Source organism: Burkholderia sp. AU45388 (assembly GCF_030481585.1).
GTDB classification, from domain to species: domain Bacteria; phylum Pseudomonadota; class Gammaproteobacteria; order Burkholderiales; family Burkholderiaceae; genus Burkholderia; species Burkholderia sola.
Genome location: NZ_JAUJPV010000004.1, coordinates 1 through 13,902, shown reverse-complemented (window position 1 = coordinate 13,902; position 13,902 = coordinate 1). Strand labels below are relative to the sequence as shown.

Here is a 13,902-nt window from a genome sequence, read left to right as displayed (position 1 = left end):
CTTCCTTCTACTCAGTGTGCGGCGGGCACGGCGCCCGCTGCGGGTTGGTTCGTCAGCGCGTCGACCACGCGCTCCATCTTCATGTACCGCGAGCCCTTCACGAGCACCGTCGCCTGCGCGCCGTAACCGGCCGCGAGCAGCGCCGACACGAGCGCGCCGACGTCGCCGAAATGACGTGCCGTGTCGCCGTATGCGGTGCACGCGTCGCGCGATGCGTCGCCGAGCGCGAACAGCGCGTCGATTCCGCGTTCGCGCGCGTACGCGCCGATCTCGCGGTGGAATGCCGGCCCTTCGTCGCCGACTTCGCCCATGTCGCCGATCACCAGCACGCGCGGCGCCGGATGCGCGGCGAGCACGTCGATCGCCGCACGCATCGAATCGGGGTTCGCGTTGTACGTATCGTCGACGACCGTCGCGCCCGCGAGGCTGCCGACGCTCGCCTGCTTCACCTGCAGCCGGCCCTTGACCGGTTCGAACGATTCGAGCCCCTGCCGGATCGCCGACAGCGCGACGCCGGCGCCGAGCGCCGCGGCCGTCGCGGCCAGCGCGTTGCGCGCGTTGTGCTCGCCGAGCGCACGCAGCCGCACCGTGACGGCGCCCGCCGGCGTGTCGATCGCGAGTTCGCCGCCGTGCATGCGACCGACGACCTGCGCGTCGTTCTGCCGTTCGGCGTCGTGCAGCGCGAAATCGAGGATCCGGTTGCCGGTCGCCGCGACGCGCCAGATGCCCGCGTACGCGTCGTCGGCCGGAAACACCGCGACGCCGTCCGGCGGCAGCGCGTGGATCACGGCCGCATGTTCGAGCGCGACGGCTTCGACCGTCGCCATGAATTCCTGGTGCTCGCGCTGCGCGTTGTTGACGAGCGCGACCGTCGGCGCGGTGAGGCGCGCGAGGACTTCGGTTTCGCCCGGATGGTTCATGCCGATCTCGATGACCGCGAGACGATGCGCGGCCGACAGGCGCAGCAGCGTCAGCGGCAGGCCGACATCGTTGTTCAGGTTGCCGGCCGTCGCGAGCCGTGCGTCGGCGCCGACCGCCGCCGCGAAGATCGACGCGATCATTTCCTTGACGGTCGTCTTGCCGTTGCTGCCCGTCACCGCGACGAGCGGCAGCGGGAATCGCATCCGCCAGCCATGCGCGAGCGCACCGAGCGCGGCACGTGTTTCGCCGCCTTCGATCATCGGCATCGCGACGCCCGCCGGCGCGTGCGCGACCAGCGCCGCGGCCGCGCCGCGCGCGGCGACGTCGCCGAGGAAGTCGTGCGCGTCGAAGCGCTCGCCCTTCAGCGCGACGAACAGGTCGCCCGGGCCGACCGTGCGGCTATCGGTCGACACGCGGTCGAACGTCACGCCCGCGTCGCCGTGGACGGTGGCGCCGGGAATCAGACGGGCGGCTTCGCCGAGACCGAGCATCGTCATTCGGCGCCTCCCTTGCCGTGCGTCGCACGCGCGGCGAGCGCGAGCCGCGCGTGATCCTGGTCGGAGAACGTACGCTTCTTGCCCATGATTTCCTGCGTGGCCTCGTGGCCCTTGCCGGCCAGCACGACGACATCCTCGCGTGCGGCGCCGCGCACGGCCTGCAGGATCGCGCTCGCGCGATCCTCGATACGGCGCGCGCGATCGGGCGCGGTCATGCCCGCGACGACCTGGTCGATGATGTGCTGCGGATCCTCGCTGCGCGGGTTGTCGCTCGTGACGACGGTTTCATCGGCGAGCCGCTCGGCGATCGCGCCCATCAATGGACGCTTCGTCGCATCGCGATCGCCGCCGCAGCCGAACATGCAGACGAGCCGGCCGCCGCGCGCCGCGGCGATCGGCCGCAGCGCGTCGAGCGTCTTTTCGAGCGCGTCGGGCGTATGCGCGTAGTCGATCACGACGAGCGGTTCGTCGTTCTGCAGCCGGCCGCCGAGCCGCTGCATCCGGCCGTTGACCGACTCGAGCCGCTCGATCTCGGCGAGCGCTGCGTCGAACGGCACGTCGGCCGCGAGCAGCGAGCCGAGTACGGCGAGCAGGTTGCTGACGTTGAACGTGCCGAGCGTGCCGACCTCGACGTCCGCGTCGCCCCACGACGAACGCAGGCGGAATGCAGTGCCCGTCGCGGTCGCGCGCACGTCGAGCGCGATCAGCTCGCGATCGGCGTCGGGCGTCGGTGCGTCGCCGATCCCGTACGCGATCGTGCGCACGCGGCCGGCCAGCTTCTCGAGCAGGCGGCGGCCCGCTGCGTCGTCGCGGTTGATCACCGCCGCGCGCAAGCCGCGCCACGCGAACAGCTTCGCCTTCGCGGCTTCGTACGCATCGAACGTACCGTGATAGTCGAGGTGATCCTGGGTGAGGTTCGTAAACACCGCGATGTCGAACGCCGTCCCGTTCACGCGCCCCTGGTGCAGCGCGTGCGACGACACCTCCATCGCCACCGCCTGCGCGCCCGCGTCGCGCAATTTCGCAAGGCTGCGCTGAAGTTGCGGCGCGTCGGGCGTCGTGAAGCCGGTCGGCACGAGCTGGCCGGGCATCCCGGTGCCGAGCGTGCCGATCACCGCGCACGGTTGGTGCAGCGCCGTCAGCGCGGTGGCGATCCATTGCGTGCACGACGTCTTGCCGTTCGTGCCGGTGACGCCGATCGCGAGCAGGCTGTCGCTCGGATCGCCGTACCAGCCGCTGGCGATCTCGCCAGCGAGCTGATCGAGCGCCGGCACTGCGAGCGCGACGGGGACGGCCGGCGCGCCCGGTGCGTCGGTCAGCCCTTCCGGCTGATACAGCACGGCAGCCGCACCGCGCGCGACGGCGTCGGCCATGAAAGCACGGTTATCTGCCCCGTCGACCGCATACGCGACGAACACGTCGCCAGCCTCGAGGCTGCGCGTGTCGGCATGCAGTTGCGCCGCGGGGGCCACATACTGACGCAGCCACGCGAGCGCGGCTGCGATCTGCTGATGCGCCGGATGGGAACTGCGGGCGGCGCTCATCGAACCACTCCTGGTGAATTACGTGTCGTGCTGGATACGATCATATGCTTCGCGCCGCCGCCCGCGGCCAGCTTTTGCGGGCCCTTTTGCGGGCCCTTTGCGGCAGGGGATTCCGGCGAATCGTCGGACACGACGAGCTGCTTGATCGGCATGTTCGGCGGGACGTTCAGCGCACGCATCGTGTCACCGGCGATCGCCGAGAATACGGGGCCCGACACCTGGCCGCCGAAGTGGCTGCCGGCGGTCGGCTCGTCGACCGACACCGCGATCACGACGCGCGGATTCGGCATCGGCGCCATCCCGACGAACGACGCGCGGTACTTGCGCGTGTAGCCGTGACCTTCGTGCTTGTATGCGGTCCCGCTCTTGCCGCCGACGCGATAGCCCGGCACGGCCGCATCCGGCGACGTGCCGCCTGGCGCGACCACCGTCTCGAGCATCGCGCGCACTTCGCGAGCGGTGGTCGGGGTGAATACCTGCGTGCCCACGACCGGCTGATTGGGGTCGTGCTTGAAAATGGTCACGGGCATCAGCTCGCCATCGTGCGCGATCGCCGTGTAAGCCCGTGCGAGCTGGAACAGCGACACCGACAAGCCGTAGCCGTACGACATCGTCGCCTGCTCGATGCGGCGCCAGCTCTTCCACGGACGCAGGCGGCCGGCCACCGCGCCCGGGAACCCGACCTTCGGCGCCTGGCCCAGGCCGATGCTCGTATACATATTCCACATTTCCTCGGGCCGCATCGTCATCGCGATCTTCGTCGCGCCGATGTTGCTCGACTTCTGGATCACGCCGCCGACCGTCAGCGTGCCGAAACCCGCATCGTCGGTAATCGGCGCGCCGTCGAGCACGAAATGCCCGTTGCCCGTCTCGACGAGCGTGTTCGGCGTCACGCGGTGCAGGTCGAGCGCGAGCGACACGGTGAACGGCTTCATGATCGAGCCCGGTTCGAACACGTCGGTCATGATCCGGTTGCGCAACTGCTCGCCCGTCATGCGCGAACGGTCGTTCGGGTTGTACGTCGGGTAGTTGACGAGCGCGAGCACTTCGCCGGTACGCACGTCGACGACCATCGCCGCGCCAGCCTTCGCCTTGAACTTCTCGACGGCGGCTTTCAGGTTCGCGTACGCGATGTACTGGATCTTGCTGTCGATCGACAGGTCGACGTCGGTGCCGTTGTGCGGCGGGATCTGTTCGGCGACATCCTCGACGATGTGGCCCATCCGGTCCTTGATCACGCGACGCATGCCCGACGTGCCGGCCAACATCTTCTGGTCGCCCAGTTCGACGCCTTCCTGCCCTTCGTCCTCGACGTTCGTGAAACCGATCAGGTGAGCGGTGATCTCGCCTTCCGGGTAGAAGCGCTTGTATTCGTTGCGCTGATAGATGCCGGGAATGTCGAGCGCGGCGACCTTGTCCGCGACGTCGATCGGCACCTGGCGCTTCACGTAGACGAAACCCTTGTCTTCCGACAGCTTCACGCGCAGTTCCTTCGACGTCATGCCGAGGAGCTTGCCGAGCTGGTTGATCTTGTCGGCGTCGAGATCGTCGGGCACCGCGTCCGGAATCGCCCAGATCGCGCGCACCGGCAAGCTGGTCGCGAGCACGAGCCCGTTACGGTCGAGGATCTTGCCGCGCGTAGCCGGCAGCTCGAGCGTGCGCTGGTAGCGACTTTCGCCCTGCTTCTGATAGAACGCGTTGCCGGGCCCCTGAATCCAGAACGCCCGCGCGGCCAGCGCGACGAACGCCATGAACAGCAGGAACACGACGAGCTTCGAGCGCCACATCGGCAAATGCACGCCCAGCACGGGGCTCGACGAGAACTTCACGTTCTGGCGCTTCGGGGACGGCTTCATCGCGCCCCCCCCTTGCCCTTGCCGGCCGTGTCGGCCGATGCCGCGACCGGCGCGTCGATCGCCTTCGCCGCACCCGGCGGCAGCGTCAGGTATTGCGTGCGGCCGGTCGAAATCGGCTGCATTTTCAGCGAATCGTTCGCGAGCTGCTCGATGCGCGACGTCTTCGACAGCGCGCTCTGCTGATATTGAAGCTGCGCGTAGTCCTGCTGAAGCTGACGCTCCTGCGACTGCGCGCGCTGCAACTGGATGAAGATCTGGCGCTGCTGGTTCGTCGAGTTGACGACCGACAGCGCGCAACCCATCACGATGATCAGCAGGAAGATATTGAGACGGCTCATGGCGTGACGCGCTCCGCAATGCGCATCACGGCCGAGCGGGCGCGCGGATTCGCGGCGACTTCCGCTTCGCTCGGAAACTGGCGGCTGATGATCTTGAGCGGGGGGCTCGGGAGGTCGACGGCGCGGATCGGCAGGCGACGATCGACCGCAGGCGCACTCGCGTGCGCCTGCATGAATCGCTTGACGATCCGGTCCTCGAGTGAATGAAAGCTGATGACCACCAGCCGCCCCCCTTGCTCCAGCAACGACAGTGCCGCGTCTAGTACGACTTGCAGGTCCGCAAGCTCTTGATTGACGTGAATCCGTATAGCCTGAAAGGTGCGGGTTGCCGGATCCTTGCCCTTCTCACGGGTTTTGACGACGTGACCCACGATTTGGGCAAGCTCGCCCGTGGTGTCGAGAGGCCCAAGACGGTCGGACTCTGCCCGGCGAGCAACAAGCGCCTTTGCAATCTGAAAAGCAAACCGTTCTTCCCCATAATCCCGTATCACCTCCGTCAATTCCTGCACCGATGCCCGCGCGAGCCATTCGGCCGCCGACTCGCCGCGCGTCGGATCCATTCGCATGTCCAGCGGACCATCGGCGCGGAAACTGAAGCCGCGCGCCGGATCGTCCACCTGCGGCGAGGACACGCCCAGGTCCAGCAACACCCCCGACACATTCTCGACGCCGCGCGCCGCAAGCGCGTCGCGCATCGATGCAAAGCTGTCATGCACGATCGAGAAGCGCGCATCCTCGATGCCCTGCGCCGTCTCGATCGCCCTCGGATCCTTGTCGAACGCGATCAGCCGCCCGGCCGGCGCCAGCCGCGCGAGCACCGCGCGACTATGGCCGCCACGCCCGAACGTGCCGTCGACATACACGCCGTCCGGCCGCGTGACGAGCGACTCGACCGCCTCGTCCAGCAATACGGTCCGATGCTGCAATTCGTTTCCCATCGCGGGCGTCTCCGTCACCGCAATCAGAACGTGAAATTCTTCAGCGCGTCGGGCATGCCCTGCGCCATCGCTGCCTGCTCCTTCGCGTTGTAGGTCTGCGAATCCCACAGCTCGAAGTGACTACCCATTCCCAACAACATGACTTCCTTTTCCAGTCCGGCTGCCATGCGCAGCTCGGGCGATACGAGAATCCGGCCCGCGCTGTCGAGATCGACATCCATCGCATTGCCGAGAAAAATTCGCCGCCACCAGTGCGCGTCCATCGGCAGCGCGGCGATCTTGGCGCGGAACACTTCCCATTCGGGGCGCGGAAACAGCAACAGGCAGCCGTCCGGGTGCTTGGTCACAGTCACCCGTCCTTCTGCCTGTCCTTGCAGCGCTTCGCGATAGCGAGCCGGCACCGACATCCGCCCTTTCGCATCGAGCGTCAGCGCCGACGCCCCTTGGAACACTTTCCGCTCTCCCGTTCAGGGCACCGAAGCACCCGCTCAATGCTGAGAATTTAGCCGGAACAGCCCGCTAAATCACACAAAAATACACTTTCTCACACTGTCTCCCACTTTAGAGGAAGGGTGTGGCACGGTCAAGGGAGCGGCCCGCTTTTTTGACGAATTTTGTTAGTTAGAACAAGGACTTACGCGCACATGCTCATGCGACCCCTCATACCAAAAACCGTTATAAATGAATGAGCTAGTGCAACTTGTGAAGGTGATACGTGAGAAAGACGGGCCAGACGGGCGTGCGGATGGGGCTTTCGGGAGCGGGAAAACGAGGAGTGAGCGGGCGGTATGGGGGCGGCGAACCGGAGCGGCGTCCCACGCCACCCCGGCGCTAATCTCAGAGATAGTACGCAGTGCGCGTCATGACTTTCGATGCGGCGCGCATCAGCATCCGCGCGGGCAGCGGCAGCTCGATCCCGCCGGCGTCGGTCGCGGCCTTGCCGTGCTTCACCTCGTCGATCCGCATCTGGTCGACGATCGTGCGCGACGCGGTGTCGGTCGGCGGCAGCTCGGACATATGACCTTCGAGATGGCTCTCGACCTGACGCTCCGTCTCGGCCATGAAGCCGAGGCTGACCTTGTCGCCGAGCGTGCCGGCCGCCACGCCGATCGCGAGCGCGCCGGCATACCACAGCGGGTTCAGCAGGCTCGGGCGCGAATCGAGTTCCTTCAGGCGGTGCGCGGTCCATGCGAGGTGATCCTCCTCCTCGCGCGCGGCCTCCTCGAACATTGCCTTCGCCGACGCCGTGCGCGCGGTGAGCTTCTGCGCCTGGTAGAGCGCCTGCGCGCAGACCTCGCCGACGTGATTCACGCGCATCAGGCCGGCCGCGTGCGTGCGCTCGGCGGGCGTCAGTTCGACGTCCGTCGTATCGGCCGGCACGGGCACCGGCCGACTCATCCGGCTAATGCCGGTCAGCGATCGCAGGCCGCGATCGAATTCGCTGATAAGTTCATCCAACACCATCCTGTTCTCCTGGCTGCAGGTGCCGCTGCGCGCGGCAAGGGCACGAGTGCGCTGCGTAACCGAGTTGATTATTCAGCGGAAATTGCGGTTAACCCGTGATTTTAACCATTGTTGCATAAAGGAAACATGGTGGCGTTGAGCTGCAGCATTTCGCTTTGTGGCAAAAACCGGCTTTGCTACATTACGTGCGACTTCTTGCGAAGTTGATGGGGCTCGTCGACAGAACATAACTATCCGCCCCGCCAAAAAAATTCAGTGATTCTTGGAGATCCGCTAATGAAAAAGTCGCTTCTCGCGCTCGTCGCGCTGGGCGCGTTCGCTGGCGCTGCCCATGCGCAAAGCAGCGTGACGCTTTACGGCATCATCGATGAAGGCTTCCTCTTCAACAACAACGCAGGCGGCAAGCACCTGTACGGCCTCGCCAGCGGCGTGATGCAAGGCAGCCGCTTCGGTCTGCGCGGCACCGAAGACCTCGGTGGCGGCCTGAAGGCAATCTTCACCCTCGAAAACGGTTTCGACGTGAACAGCGGCAGGCTCGGTCAGGGCAGCCTGATGTTCGGTCGCCAGGCTTACGTCGGCCTGTCGAGCCCGTACGGTACGGTCACGCTGGGTCGCCAGTACGACTCCGTCGTCGACTTCGTCGGCCCGCTCGAGGCAGGCGACCAGTGGGGCGGCTACATCGCCGCTCACCCGGGCGACCTCGACAACTTCAACAACGCGTATCGCGTGAACAACGCGGTCAAGTTCACGAGCCAGAACTACGGCGGCCTCACGTTCGGCGGCCTGTACAGCTTCGGCGGCCAGGCAGGCCAGTTCTCGAAGAACCAGGTCTGGTCGCTCGGCGCAGGCTACAACAACGGCCCGCTGGTCCTCGGCGTCGGTTACTTGAACGCACGTACGCCGAACCAGTTCGGCGGCATGTTCAACAACGGTTCCACGTCGTCGTCCGTCTCGTCGCCGGTCTACGGCGCGTACGCGAACAACGCGAACACGTACCAGGTCATCGGTGCAGGCGGCGCGTACACGTTCGGCGCGGCAACGATCGGCGCGACGTACTCGAACACGAAGTTCAAGGGCTTCTCGGCAGGCCCGTTCGTGAACCAGACCGCGACGTTCAACAACGGCGAAATCAACTTCAAGTACCAGTTGACCCCGGCGTTGATCCTCGGCGCGGCGTACGACTACACGCAAGGCAGCAAGATCGACGGCAACTCGGCAGCCAAGTACCACCAGGGCTCGCTGGGCGTCGACTACTTCCTGTCGAAGCGCACCGACGTCTACGCGATCGGCGTGTACCAGCACGCATCGGGCAACGTGCTCGATTCGAACGGGAACGTCCTGAAGGCAACGGCAGCGATCAACGGTCTGGCCGGCTCGAGCACGAGCAACCAGGTCGCGGCGCGCGTCGGCATCCGTCACAAGTTCTAATCAGCTTGCCTGACAAGCCGCAGCATATTGAAGGCGCCTTCGGGCGCCTTTTTCTTTTCTGGCGCGGCGAGGATGTCGGTGGGGGCGGATTGGTGAATCGACCGGTCCACAGGGGGCGGTAGACGCGCATCGCGGTGCGCCGTCACGGCCATCGGGTCGAAGCGCGAGGCTTGCGCCGCCGCCCGCACGAAACAGGCGCTTCCGGTCATTCACCCGCAACCGAAAACGAAAAACCCGGCACAGGCCGGGCTTTTCGTTCAACCGTGTCGTTGCGTGCGTTACGCGCGTCCGTCTCGCAGTTCGCGCCGCAGGATCTTGCCGACGTTCGTCTTCGGCAACTCCGTGCGGAACTCGACGAGCTTCGGCCGCTTGTATCCGGTGAGCCGCTCCTTGCAGTAGGCAAGGATGTCCTTGTCGGTCAGCGCCGGATCCTTTTTGACGACGAACAGCTTCACGGCTTCGCCGGAATGCTCGTCCGGCACGCCGACTGCCGCCACCTCGAACACGCCCGGATGCGACGCCACCACGTCCTCGACTTCGTTCGGATACACGTTGAAGCCGGACACGAGAATCATGTCCTTCTTGCGATCGACGATCTTCACATAGCCGCGCGCATCCATCACGCCGACGTCGCCCGTCTTGAAGAAGCCGTCCGCGAACATGACCTTCGCGGTCTCGTCCGGCCGGTTCCAGTAGCCGGCCATCACCTGCGGCCCGCGGATGCAGATCTCGCCCGGCTCGCCGAGCGCGACGTCGTTGCCGGCATCGTCGCGGATCGCGACTTCGGTCGACGGCAGCGGCAAACCGATCGTGCCGCTGTATTCGGTCGCCGTCACGGGGTTGCAGGTCGCCACCGGCGACGTTTCGGACAGCCCGTATCCTTCGATGATCGCGGTACCGGTCTTTTCATACCAGCGCTTCGCGACACCTTCCTGGATCGCCATGCCGCCGCCGTTGGCGATCACGAGCTTCGACAGGTCCAGCTGACCGAATTCGGGATGGTTCAGCAACGCGTTGTACAGCGTGTTGACGGCCGGAATCGTCGAGATCTGGTAGCCCTTCAGTTCCTTGATCATGCCGGCGATATCGCGCGGATTCGGGATCAGGACGCCCATGCCGCCCGTACGCATCGTCAGGAAACCGCAGACGGTCAGCGCGAACACGTGATACAGCGGCAGCGCGACCACCGTCACGAACTGCTTCACGTCCGGGTACTTGTCGTGAGCCGGCTGATGCCAGGCGCCGGCCTGCAGCACGTTCGACACGATGTTCCGGTGCAGCAGCGTCGCGCCCTTCGCCACGCCGGTCGTCCCGCCCGTGTACTGCAGGAACGCGACGTCGTCGGGACCGATTTTCTGCGATTTGAAACCCTGCCGCGCGCCGTCCGACAGCGCGGCCTTGAAGCGCGTGAACGACGGCAGTTGCCACGCAGGCACCATCTTCTTCACGTTGCGCACGACGTAATTGACGAGCCAGCCCTTGATGCCGAGCAAGTCGCCCATCGACGCGACGACCACGTGCTTGACGGCCGTATTGGCGATGACGGCCTGCAGCGTCGACGCGAAATTCTCGAGGATGACGATCGCCTCCGCACCGCTGTCCTTCAGCTGATGCTCGAGCTCGCGCGGCGTATAGAGGGGGTTGACGTTAACGACGGTGTAGCCGGCACGCAGGACCGCGGCAATCGTGACCGGGTATTGCAGCACGTTCGGCATCATGATCGCGACACGCGCCCCGCGAGCCAGGCCGCGGGATTGCAGCCACGCGCCGAATTCGCGCGACAGCTTGTCGAGCTCGCCGTACGTGATGCCCTTGCCCATGCAGACGAACGCGGTACGGTCGCGGTATTGCCGGAAGCTCTCGTCGAGCAGGTCCGGAACGGACGGATAAGGAGAGGAGTCAATTTCGGCTGGAACGCCGGGTGGGTACGATTTCAGCCAAATTTTATCCATACCGCGCGTCTCCTCACAGATTTTCGAATGGTCGTGCTAAAACGCATCGTAACGGCTCCCCCGCCCCGAGACAACAGGGTTAGATGTCCACTTCGAACTTGCATGTCAATTTCGTCTGATCATACGTCGATATTCGATCAAATCCGCTCAACTTCCACAAGACAATCGTAAAACGTCGCCGAATTGCCCAGGTCCGTCAGCGCCTGGCTTGTCACCTCGTTCGCGTTCCTGCCGTCCGGCGACAGCTTCTTCCACCAGATCGACAGCCCGACGACAAGCCCGGCACGCGCGCGATCGGTCACGCGCGCGTGCGCCTGCATCGACCCGCGGTCGTTGAAGATCCGGACGACGTCACCCTCTGCGATCCCGCGCGCGCGGGCGTCGGACGGATGCATGTCGAGGTGCGGCTCGCCTTCCGTCGAACGCAGGCTGTCGACGTTCACGAACGTGCTGTTCAGGAAGTGCCGGGCCGGCGGCGAAATCATCGCCAGCGGATAGCGTGCGGCAAGCTCGGGCGCGGCTTCGGCCGATTCGAACGGCGGCAGGTAGTCGGGGACGGGGTCCATGCCCGTCTGCTCGAGCCGCGGGCTGTAGAACTCGCACTTGCCGGAGGGTGTGCGGAAACCGCCGTTCGCGAACGGCGCTTCCGGCAGCTTGAGCTTCAGCCAGCCGGCGCGCTTCAACGTGTCCCAGTCGCTGTCGAGCGCCGGATCGTCCCAGCGAAGCGCCGCGCGCGCGACCTCCTCGTCGCTGTGATAGAGCGCGGGCTCGTCGAGCCCCATGCTGCGCGCAATGCCGCGAAAGATCTCCGTGTTCGGCCGCGCATCTCCCACCGGCGGAATCGCCGGCAGATTCGCCATCACGTAGGTATGACCATACGACTTATGGACATCCAGATGTTCGAGCTGCGTGGTCGCCGGCAATACAATGTCGGCGAAATCGACCGTATCCGTCTTGAAGTGCTCGAGAACGACCGTGAACAAATCGTCACGTGCGAAACCCTCGGCAACTTTCGACGAGTCCGGCGCAACCGCCACCGGATTCGAGTTGTACACGATCACCGCTTCGACCTTTGGCCCGAACGTCGCGTCGCCCGGATGCAGCAGCGCGTCGCCGATCGCGTTCATGTTGATGATGCGCGGCAGCTTGTTCGGCCAACCGGGCATCAGATCCGGTCGCAGCAGCGCCGCCTGATTGACGGGCGCGGATTCCGACGACGAGAGCAGCAGGCCCCCTGCCCGATCGCGCCACGCCCCCGTCAGCGCCGGCAGGCTTGCAATCGCGCGCACGGCATTGCCGCCGCCGCGAACGCGCTGCATGCCGTAGTTGAGGCGAATCGACGCCTTGCGGGTAGCACCGTAGCGACGCGCAAGGTCGACCAGCTCCGATGCGTCGATGCCGCAGATTTGCGCGACGCGTTCCGGCGGATAGGACAAGGCGCGCGCCTTGAGCGCGTCAAAGCCGAGCGTATGGTCCGCGATGTAATCGTGATCGAGCAGGTTTTCGGTAATCAGCACGTACATCATGCCGAGTGCAAACGCGCCATCGGTACCGGGCTTCAGTGCGATGTGCTGATGGCATTTCTCCGCGGTCAGCGAACGATACGGGTCGATCGCGACAAGACGCGCGCCACGGCGCTTCGCTTCCTGCGCGCGGGTCCAGAAGTGCAGGCTCGATGCAATCGGATTCGCGCCCCATATCAGGATCAGTTCGCTTTCCTCGAAGTACTCGAGATGCATGCCGACACTACCGCCGTACGTGTAGCGCAGCCCGGCTGCACCGGCCGCCGAGCAAATCGTGCGCTCGAGCCGCGAGGCGCCGAGCTTGTGGAAGAAGCGTTGGGCAATGCCCTCGCCTTGCACGAGCCCCATCGTTCCCGCATAGCTGTACGGCATGATTGCTTCCGGCGCGCGCTCGGCGATTTCACCGAGTCGACGCCCGATCTCGTCGAATGCCTCGTCCCAGCTGATCGGCATGAAGCGCCCTTCCCCTTTCGCGCCGACCCGCTTGAGCGGAACGGTGAGGCGATCGGGATGATGAACACGATCCGCGTATCGGCTGACTTTCGTACACAACACACCCTGCGTCGGCGGATGGTCGGGGTCGCCGATGACCTTGATTGCCTTGCCGTTCTCGACGGTCACCCGCATTGCGCACGTGTCCGGACAATCATGCGGGCAAACGGCCCGGGCTACCTGGGTGGCGGCGTTCATCGTTTTGAATGCAGGGAGGATGGAGGTTCGCAAATTTTACGTGGGCGCGCCGAATAAAGCGTTCATTTCATGGCGATTTTGGATGATCTGATCGAAGACGGGCAAAGTGGCTGGCTCCAGGAAGCGGAAGCGGATCGCGCCTTCGCGTGTCGATACGTTGCGGAGGCAAAGGTGCGGTCTTGATCGAGGATACGAGCAGTAATCGTCGGGATCGCCGGAGATGGAAGCGAGGGAGGGAGTTTGATGTTGTGATGGCTTGCGTCAGGGCAAGCCGACGGACGTAGCCTCGGTAACGCTTCGCTGCGCGCTTTTTAGGACGCTGAAATGCAAAAACCCCCGCCTTGTCGGGCGGGGGTTCTTGGCTAAGGGAGCCTGACGATTACCTACTTTCACACGGGAATCCGCACTATCATCGGCGTAGAGTCGTTTCACGGTCCTGTTCGGGATGGGAAGGGGTGGGACCGACTCGCTATGGTCATCAGGCAAAGGGGGTTGTTGCGTTGCTTCGCAGCGCAACCAATCTTGGAAGAAGCAGTAATTTTGAGTTGTGTGTATCACACACGAGAATCCAACTTGTCGCTTTGGATCGCGGCCAGTGCTTGCGCACGGCGCCGATCTACAAGGCAGACTTGTTATAGGATCAAGCCTTACGGGCAATTAGTATCAGTTAGCTGAACGCATTACTGCGCTTACACACCTGACCTATCAACGTCCTGGTCTCGAACGACCCTTCAAGGGGATCTAGTCCCCA

Annotated in this window: 11 protein-coding genes and 2 rRNA genes; 1 reads left to right on the top strand and 12 read right to left on the bottom strand. The window is 64.9% G+C overall.

Annotation, left to right across the window (positions count from 1 at the left end; genetic code table 11):
• Positions 1-11: 11 nt before the first annotated feature.
• The 7 genes from murF to coq7 all read right to left on the bottom strand — a co-directional run bounded on the left by murF (position 12) and on the right by coq7 (position 7,558).
• Positions 12-1,418: a UDP-N-acetylmuramoyl-tripeptide--D-alanyl-D-alanine ligase gene (murF, locus tag QZM72_RS09750; RefSeq protein ID WP_089466600.1), complete on the bottom strand. Its 1,407-nt coding sequence runs from the start codon at positions 1,416-1,418 to the stop codon at positions 12-14.
• A complete protein-coding gene (locus tag QZM72_RS09745; RefSeq protein ID WP_301737969.1) occupies positions 1,415-2,962 on the bottom strand; it encodes a UDP-N-acetylmuramoyl-L-alanyl-D-glutamate--2,6-diaminopimelate ligase in 1,548 nt (515 codons plus the stop codon). Before QZM72_RS09745 ends, murF begins: the two co-directional genes overlap by 4 nt.
• On the bottom strand, positions 2,959-4,818 hold the full coding sequence (locus QZM72_RS09740; RefSeq protein WP_089466598.1) for a penicillin-binding protein 2: 1,860 nt from the start codon (positions 4,816-4,818) through the stop codon (positions 2,959-2,961). The genes QZM72_RS09745 and QZM72_RS09740 overlap by 4 nt, the downstream gene beginning before the upstream one ends.
• A complete protein-coding gene (ftsL, locus tag QZM72_RS09735; RefSeq protein ID WP_089466597.1) occupies positions 4,815-5,156 on the bottom strand; it encodes a cell division protein FtsL in 342 nt (113 codons plus the stop codon). The genes QZM72_RS09740 and ftsL overlap by 4 nt, the downstream gene beginning before the upstream one ends.
• Positions 5,153-6,094, bottom strand: coding sequence for a 16S rRNA (cytosine(1402)-N(4))-methyltransferase RsmH (gene rsmH / locus QZM72_RS09730; RefSeq protein ID WP_301737968.1), 942 nt, complete (start codon positions 6,092-6,094; stop codon positions 5,153-5,155). The genes ftsL and rsmH overlap by 4 nt, the downstream gene beginning before the upstream one ends.
• A gap of 23 nt (positions 6,095-6,117) precedes the next feature.
• Positions 6,118-6,546 carry a division/cell wall cluster transcriptional repressor MraZ gene (mraZ, locus tag QZM72_RS09725; RefSeq protein ID WP_006487094.1) on the bottom strand — a complete coding sequence of 143 codons (429 nt, stop codon included), beginning with the start codon at positions 6,544-6,546 and terminating at the stop codon, positions 6,118-6,120.
• Positions 6,547-6,931: 385 nt separating this feature from the next.
• Positions 6,932-7,558 carry a 2-polyprenyl-3-methyl-6-methoxy-1,4-benzoquinone monooxygenase gene (gene coq7 / locus QZM72_RS09720; RefSeq protein ID WP_301737966.1) on the bottom strand — a complete coding sequence of 209 codons (627 nt, stop codon included), beginning with the start codon at positions 7,556-7,558 and terminating at the stop codon, positions 6,932-6,934.
• A 276-nt stretch (positions 7,559-7,834) separates the two neighbouring features.
• Between coq7 and QZM72_RS09715 the strand changes: the two genes are divergently transcribed.
• Positions 7,835-8,986, top strand: a complete 1,152-nt coding sequence (locus tag QZM72_RS09715) for a porin (RefSeq protein ID WP_301737965.1) — start codon at positions 7,835-7,837, stop codon at positions 8,984-8,986.
• Here QZM72_RS09715 and QZM72_RS09710 read toward each other — a convergent pair.
• The 5 genes from QZM72_RS09710 to QZM72_RS09690 form a co-directional block, all read right to left on the bottom strand.
• The gene (locus QZM72_RS09710) at positions 8,983-9,195 is read right to left on the bottom strand and encodes a hypothetical protein (protein WP_301737964.1); all 213 of its coding nucleotides are present in this window, start codon (positions 9,193-9,195) and stop codon (positions 8,983-8,985) included. The two genes, QZM72_RS09715 and QZM72_RS09710, sit on opposite strands and share 4 nt — an antisense overlap.
• A gap of 69 nt (positions 9,196-9,264) precedes the next feature.
• Positions 9,265-10,938 carry a long-chain fatty acid--CoA ligase gene (locus QZM72_RS09705; protein WP_301737963.1) on the bottom strand — a complete coding sequence of 558 codons (1,674 nt, stop codon included), beginning with the start codon at positions 10,936-10,938 and terminating at the stop codon, positions 9,265-9,267.
• Positions 10,939-11,075: 137 nt separating this feature from the next.
• Entirely contained in the window at positions 11,076-13,151 is a 2,076-nt protein-coding gene (locus QZM72_RS09700; protein WP_089466591.1) for a molybdopterin-dependent oxidoreductase, read from the bottom strand.
• Between the two features lie 370 nt (positions 13,152-13,521).
• Positions 13,522-13,634: ribosomal RNA gene (gene rrf, locus QZM72_RS09695) — 5S ribosomal RNA — on the bottom strand.
• A 153-nt stretch (positions 13,635-13,787) separates the two neighbouring features.
• A 23S ribosomal RNA gene (locus tag QZM72_RS09690) occupies positions 13,788-13,902 on the bottom strand; the annotation flags it as partial.

Coding starts and splice junctions, on each gene's coding strand:
- ftsL (WP_089466597.1), bottom strand. CDS start 5,156: ATGAGCCGTCTCAATATCTTCCTGCTGATCATCGTGATGGGTTGCGCG.
- rsmH (WP_301737968.1), bottom strand. CDS start 6,094: ATGGGAAACGAATTGCAGCATCGGACCGTATTGCTGGACGAGGCGGTC.
- QZM72_RS09700 (WP_089466591.1), bottom strand. CDS start 13,151: ATGAACGCCGCCACCCAGGTAGCCCGGGCCGTTTGCCCGCATGATTGT.
- QZM72_RS09710 (WP_301737964.1), bottom strand. CDS start 9,195: ATGACCGGAAGCGCCTGTTTCGTGCGGGCGGCGGCGCAAGCCTCGCGC.
- QZM72_RS09740 (WP_089466598.1), bottom strand. CDS start 4,818: ATGAAGCCGTCCCCGAAGCGCCAGAACGTGAAGTTCTCGTCGAGCCCC.
- QZM72_RS09745 (WP_301737969.1), bottom strand. CDS start 2,962: ATGAGCGCCGCCCGCAGTTCCCATCCGGCGCATCAGCAGATCGCAGCC.
- QZM72_RS09715 (WP_301737965.1), top strand. CDS start 7,835: ATGAAAAAGTCGCTTCTCGCGCTCGTCGCGCTGGGCGCGTTCGCTGGC.
- coq7 (WP_301737966.1), bottom strand. CDS start 7,558: ATGGTGTTGGATGAACTTATCAGCGAATTCGATCGCGGCCTGCGATCG.
- QZM72_RS09705 (WP_301737963.1), bottom strand. CDS start 10,938: ATGGATAAAATTTGGCTGAAATCGTACCCACCCGGCGTTCCAGCCGAA.
- murF (WP_089466600.1), bottom strand. CDS start 1,418: ATGACGATGCTCGGTCTCGGCGAAGCCGCCCGTCTGATTCCCGGCGCC.